5 protein-coding genes are annotated in these 5,572 nt (G+C 73.1%); all 5 read right to left on the reverse strand.

Features of this window, described 5'->3' with window-relative positions; genetic code table 11:
* Nucleotides 1-29: 29 nt before the first annotated feature.
* Genes HW445_RS16795 through HW445_RS16815 form a run of 5 tightly spaced genes read right to left on the reverse strand, consistent with a single transcriptional unit; the run spans nt 30 to nt 5,127 of the window.
* The gene (locus HW445_RS16795; RefSeq protein ID WP_180221831.1) at nt 30-1,310 is read right to left on the reverse strand and encodes an ABC transporter substrate-binding protein; all 1,281 of its coding nucleotides are present in this window, start codon (nt 1,308-1,310) and stop codon (nt 30-32) included.
* Nucleotides 1,307-2,455 (reverse strand): branched-chain amino acid ABC transporter permease, encoded by a 1,149-nt coding sequence (locus HW445_RS16800; protein WP_180221832.1) that lies wholly within the window; start codon nt 2,453-2,455, stop codon nt 1,307-1,309. Before HW445_RS16800 ends, HW445_RS16795 begins: the two co-directional genes overlap by 4 nt.
* Nucleotides 2,448-3,344, reverse strand: coding sequence for a branched-chain amino acid ABC transporter permease (locus HW445_RS16805; RefSeq protein ID WP_151770651.1), 897 nt, complete (start codon nt 3,342-3,344; stop codon nt 2,448-2,450). The genes HW445_RS16800 and HW445_RS16805 overlap by 8 nt, the downstream gene beginning before the upstream one ends.
* Complete coding sequence (locus HW445_RS16810) at nt 3,341-4,270, reverse strand: ABC transporter ATP-binding protein (protein WP_180221833.1); 930 nt, start codon at nt 4,268-4,270, stop codon at nt 3,341-3,343. Before HW445_RS16810 ends, HW445_RS16805 begins: the two co-directional genes overlap by 4 nt.
* Complete coding sequence (locus tag HW445_RS16815; RefSeq protein ID WP_180221834.1) at nt 4,267-5,127, reverse strand: ABC transporter ATP-binding protein; 861 nt, start codon at nt 5,125-5,127, stop codon at nt 4,267-4,269. The genes HW445_RS16810 and HW445_RS16815 overlap by 4 nt, the downstream gene beginning before the upstream one ends.
* Between the last annotated feature and the right edge of the window lie 445 nt (nt 5,128-5,572).

The raw sequence follows: 5,572 nt of genomic DNA on the forward strand, positions 1-5,572 counted from the left end.
AAAAACGGGCGCCGGGCGGACCGGACGGGTCAGGAGCGGCCCTTCTCCTTCAGGTACTCCTCGACGCCGGGGGCGACGGCGGCCTCCTCGACGATCTCGGCGCCGCCGAGCGCGTCCTTGGACGGCTTGAGCACGTAGTTCTCGACCGAGGCCGGGCGCTCGACGTTGCTGAAGTCCTGCGGGGTGCCGAGACCGGTGTCGGCGTCGGCGAGCTGGCGGTGCGCCTCGACGACGTCCTCACGGGCCAGGCTGCCGTTGTCGCAGGCCTTCTCCAGCGCGAGGCCGAGGAGCAGGGCGGTGTTGTAGCCGGAGAGCACACCGGTGTCGACCGGGGCCTTCGGGTAGGCCTTCCGGTACTTGGCCACCATGTCCTTCACACCCGGGATCTCTGCGTTGACCGCGGGGGCGGCGCTGATCATGTTCAGCATGCCCTCGAGGGCCGGGGCGGCCTCGGAGGCCATCAGCTGCGGCGAGTAGCCCGGGATGTTGGAGACGACCGGCACCTGGAGCCCGCGGGAGGCCGCGACACCGACCAGGGAGGCGGTCTGCACCGGACCGGCACTGATCAGGATCGCCTTGACCCCGGCCTTCTGGAGGGCGGCCACCTGGGCGGACAGGTCCTGGTCGGTCGGCTTGATCTTCTGCTCGACGATCTCCAGGCCGGCCTTCTGCGCGGCCCACTTCGAGCCCTCCAGGGCGTTGGCGCCGTAGTCGCCCTCGAAGTAGACGTGGCCGATCTTGTCACCCTTCCCGATCCCCTTGGCGGTGGTCAGGAAGTCGACGCCGGCGATCATGTCGATGTCGTAGGTGGTGCCGGTGACCTGGACGGGGTCGATGCCCAGCAGCGAGGCGGACCAGGCCTGCGGGTAGGTGAGGATCTGGTCCTTCCCGATGTCGTCGACCAGGGCGGCGACCACCGGGGAGCCGATGACCTGGGAGAGGGCGACGGAGTCGGGCGCCACCTCGGAGTACGCGGCGACGGCCTTCTGGACGTCGTAGCCGTGGTCCTTGACGGTGATCTCGATCTTGCGGTCGCAGATGCCGCCCTGGGCGTTGACCTCGTCGGCCCACATCTTCTGGGCGTTGGTGATGGACTCGCCGAGCGTGGCGTAGGGGCCGGTCAGGTCGGTCAGCGATCCGATCCTGATGGTGGTGTCGGTGACACCCGGGCCGCCCTTGACGCCGCCGGCGCCCTCCTCCCCCTTGGGGTCCTCGGCCTTGCTGCTGCAGCCCGCGACGAGCAGCGCCGACAGGGCCGCGGCGACGGTGATGCGGGTGGCGCGACGGTGCGCACGGGGCGTTGCGTTCACGGGGTGTGCTCCTTGACTGGAACGGCGGGGAGGGTGGTCGGTGCGGGATTCACGGGCTCGGCGAGCCCGGGTTCGGGGGGTGCCGCGGACGGCTCGCGCCGCAGCCGCAGCCGCAGCCGCCGGACGAGTCCGTGCAGGCCGTCGGGGGCCCACAGCAGGATCACGACGATCGCGGCGCCGTACAGGTAGCGCGATGCCTCGGTCGGGCCGAGCGAGCCGTCCGCGGAACCGGGGGCGGCGACCAGCGGGAGCTGGTCGGCGTACTTGGCCATCACCAGGGGCAGGGCGGTCACGAAGAAGGCTCCGGCGACCGCGCCGCCCACCGAGCCCAGCCCGCCGATGACGATCATGGCCAGGTAGTCGATGGAGAGGACCAGCCCGAAGTAGTCCGGCACCACCCGGCGGAAGGACAGCGCGATCAGCACCCCGGCCAGACCGGCGTACATGGAGGAGACCACGAAGGCCGAGGACCGGTAGCGGGCCACCGGGACGCCCATCACGGACGCGGCGGTCTCGCTGTCGCGCAGCGCGACCAGCGCCCGGCCGGGGCGCCCGCGGAGAAGGCCGCGGGCGGTGAACCAGGTGAAGGCCAGCAGCGCCAGGCCGAAGTACCACAGGCGCTCCTCGGCGCCGAACGGCACGCCCAGCACCGCGAGGTCGTCGTGCCCGGAGTCGAGGACGAGGCCGCCGATCTCCATCGGCTCCACCGAGCGGCCGTTGAAGCCGCCGGTGACGCCGTCCATGGTGAGCATCAGGTGGTGGCCGACGAAGACCAGCGCCAGGGTGGCGATGCCCAGGTACATGCCCTTCACCCGGCCGGCGACCGGACTGAAGACACCGCCCGCGGCACCGGCGAGCAGGACGGCCAGCACCATGGCGACGGCGGGCGGGAGGCCCAGGCCGGGGTCGCCGGAGAACCAGACGTAGCCGTAGGCGCCGACGGCCAGGAAGAAGGCGTGACCCATGGAGAGCTGGCCGGCCGTCCCGGACAGCAGGCTCAGTCCGACGGCGCCGATGGCCGCGGCCATGGAGAACAGGCCGATCCGCAGCCAGTAGGACTCCAGGTAGAACGGCAGGGCGCACAGCACCAGCAGCGGGATCAGGAGCCCGGTCAGGCGCAGCAGGGGCTTGGCGGCGTCAGACACGGACCGCTCCCTTCGCTCCGAAGAGTCCGTTGGGCCGCACCAGCAGCACCAGGATCATCACCACGTAGGGGGCGACGTCGCTCAGCCCGTCACCGAGGACGTGCAGGTCGCTCTGGTAGGTGATGACGAATGCCTCGGTCAGGCCGATCACCAGACTGCCGGCGAGGGCGCCGACGGGTGAGGCGAGGCCGCCGAGGATGGCGGCGGGGAAGGCCTTGAGGGCGATCTGGCCGGTGGTGCGCTCCAGGCCGGTGGCCGGGAAGGCGGCGAGGAACACCGCCGCCAGGGCGGCGAGGGCGCCGGCCAGGCACCAGGCGAGCATGCGGGTCCGGCCCAGCCGGACGCCCTGGAGGGCGGCGGCCTCGGTGTCCTCGGCCGCACAGCGCAGCGACAGACCCCAGCGGCTGTACCGGAAGAGGGCGAAGACGGCGCCGATGACGAGCGCGGAGACGGCGACGGCGGCCAGCCGGCTGTCGGGCACGGTCACCGGGCCGAGGGTGCGGACCTTGTCGCCCCACGGGTCGCCGAGCGACAGCAGGTCGCCGCCGATCCGGCGGGCCAGGTCGGTGACGAGCAGGATGTCGATGCCGATGGTGACGATGGTGGCGACGTGGGCCGCCTTGGGGTCCTGGGGCAGGCGCTGCAGCAGGACCCGGTCGACGGCGCCGGCCAGCGCGGCGGTGGCGAGGACGCCCACCGCGAGGGCCGCGGCGAAGCCCAGGTGCTCGTGGAGCACGGCGGTGAGGTAGCCGCCGAGGAGCAGCATGGAGCCGTGGGCGAAGTTCATGACGTGCGACGCCTTGAAGATGATCACGAAGCCGAGCGCCACCAGCGCGTAGACCGCTCCGAGGGCGAGGCCCGCGAGGAGGGTGTCGAGCAGGCCTGTCATGCCGCTTCCTTTCCAGGCGTTCCGGGGCCGTCGCCCTCGGGGCCGCGGTTCTTGGCGCCGGGGGGCTCGGCTCCGGTGTCGTCGGCTCCGGTGTCGTCGGCTCCGCTGTTGTCGGCTCCGCTGTCGTCGGCTCCGGTCCCCAGGTAGGCGCGCAGCACCTCGGGGTCCCGGCGGACCTCGTCGGGGGTGCCGTGGGCGATGCGCCGGCCGAAGTCGAGGACCGTGACCTCGTCGGCCAGCCGCATCACCAGCCCCATGTCGTGCTCCACCAGCACGATGGAGAGGCCGAGCCGTTCGCGCACGGTGCGGACGACCTCGACGGCCGCGGCACGTTCGCTGGTGTTCATCCCGGCAACGGGTTCGTCCAGCAGGAGGACGCGGGGCTCCAGGCACAGGGCGCGGGCCATCTCGACGCGCTTGCGGTCGCCGTAGGACAGCAGGGCGACGGGCGAGTCGAAGTGGCGCTCCAGACCGACGAGTTCGGCGATCTCGCGGGCGCGGGCGAGGTGCGTGCGCTGTTCGCGGACGGCGTGCGGCAGGTGGAGCGCGGAGGAGACGAACCCGGCGCGGGTGAGGGCGTGCCGCCCCAGCATCAGGTTGTCGCCGACGGTGCCCTCGGTGGTGACGATGTTCTGGAAGGTCCGTGCGACGCCGAGGGCGGCGATCTTGTGCGGGGCCAGGCCGGTGAGGCGCTGCCCGCCGTAGCGGACGGTGCCGGAGGCCGGCCGGTAGAGGCCGGAGAGGACGTTGAAGCAGGTGGACTTGCCGGCGCCGTTGGGGCCGATCACCGCGTGGACCGTACCGGGCGCCACGGTGAAGGACACGTCGTCGAGGGCGGTCAGTCCGGCGAAGCGGACGGTGACGCCGTCGACCTCGAGGGGCTGGGGCGCCTGGGCGGGCCCGGTGGCGGTCGTGCGGGGGTTCATGCCACGCCCCTCTCCGTGCCGGCGGGGGCGGTGGCGCCGGACTCCCGGGACTCGCCGCTCTCGCCGCTCTCGCCGGCCTCACCGGTCTCGCCGGTCTCGCCGGTCTCGCCGAGGTAGAGGCGGCGGACGGCGTCGGTGCGGGCGAGCTCGCCCGCCGGGCCGGAGAGGCGGACCTCGCCGACCTCCAGGACATGGGCGTGGTCGGCGAGGGCGAGCGCCATGCCCGCGTTCTGCTCGACCAGGAGGACGGAGGTGCCCTGGGCGTTGATCTCCCGGATCACGTCGGCGATCCGCTCGACCATCTGCGGAGCCAGGCCGAGGGAGGGCTCGTCCAGCAGGAGCAGCCTGGGCGCGGCCATCAGGGCGCGTCCCATGGCCAGCATCTGCTGTTCGCCGCCGGAGAGCAGGCCGGCCTGCTGCTTGGTGCGCTCGGCCAGACGGGGGAAGAGCGCGAAGACGCGGTCGCGGCCCTCCTTGATCCGCTCGGGCGTGCGGCGGCCGAGGCCGAGGCCGCCGGAGCGCAGGTTCTCGTCGACCGTGAGCCCGGCGAACACCCGCCTGCCCTCCGGCACCTGGACGACTCCGGCGCGCACCGCGGCGACCGGGTCCTGTCCGTCGAGGACGGTGTCGCCGTAGCGGATGCCGCCCGCGGTGACGGCTCCCCGGTGCAGGCGCAGGGTGCCGGACACCGCGCGCAGCAGGGTGGTCTTGCCGGCGCCGTTGGCGCCGAGCAGGGTGACGACGCTGCCGGGCGGCACGTCCAGACTCACGGAGCGCAGTGCGGAGACCGCGCGTCCGTAGGTCACGTCGAGGTTCTCCACCCTGAGGGTGGACGCCTCGTCCGATGCTCGGGGCATCACTGCTCCTTGATTGCGTGCCGCGCGACCGTGGCCGGGGCTGGGGCCGGAGGTGGCCGGCCCTGACGGGACCGGGGCCTGGGCACGGGGATCGTCGTTCGTCCGTGCGGGTGTTCCGTGCGGAGGTTCCGTGCGGAGGTTCCGTGCGGGTGCTCCGTGCGGAAGTGGTGCTCAGATCAGCACGCGCGCAGGGTGCCGGTACAGCGGAAAACCCGTGCTCGCGGCGGTGTACCAACGGTTGCGGGGGCGGGTTGTGCGGGTGCCCAGTGGGCGTCCGGGCGGTGCCGCCGGAGGGGCGCACGACGGTGCCCCGGACCGCGGGCGGGCGGTCCGGGGCACGGTGGCGCGGGTGGGGCCGGCCGGCGGTCAGGTGCGCAGCAGGCGGCGGGCTGCCAGGGCCAGGCTGACCTGGACGACGTCGGTGGGGCGGGTGAGGGACCGGCCG

The organism is Streptomyces sp. UH6, from assembly GCF_013421635.1.
GTDB classification, from domain to species: Bacteria; Actinomycetota; Actinomycetes; order Streptomycetales; family Streptomycetaceae; genus Streptomyces; species Streptomyces abyssomicinicus.

What these genes read in the sequence shown, in the direction of transcription:
- HW445_RS16805 (WP_151770651.1), bottom strand. Translation starts at nt 3,344, where the DNA reads ATGACAGGCCTGCTCGACACCCTCCTCGCGGGCCTCGCCCTCGGAGCG.
- HW445_RS16810 (WP_180221833.1), bottom strand. Translation starts at nt 4,270, where the DNA reads ATGAACCCCCGCACGACCGCCACCGGGCCCGCCCAGGCGCCCCAGCCC.
- HW445_RS16815 (WP_180221834.1), bottom strand. Translation starts at nt 5,127, where the DNA reads ATGCCCCGAGCATCGGACGAGGCGTCCACCCTCAGGGTGGAGAACCTC.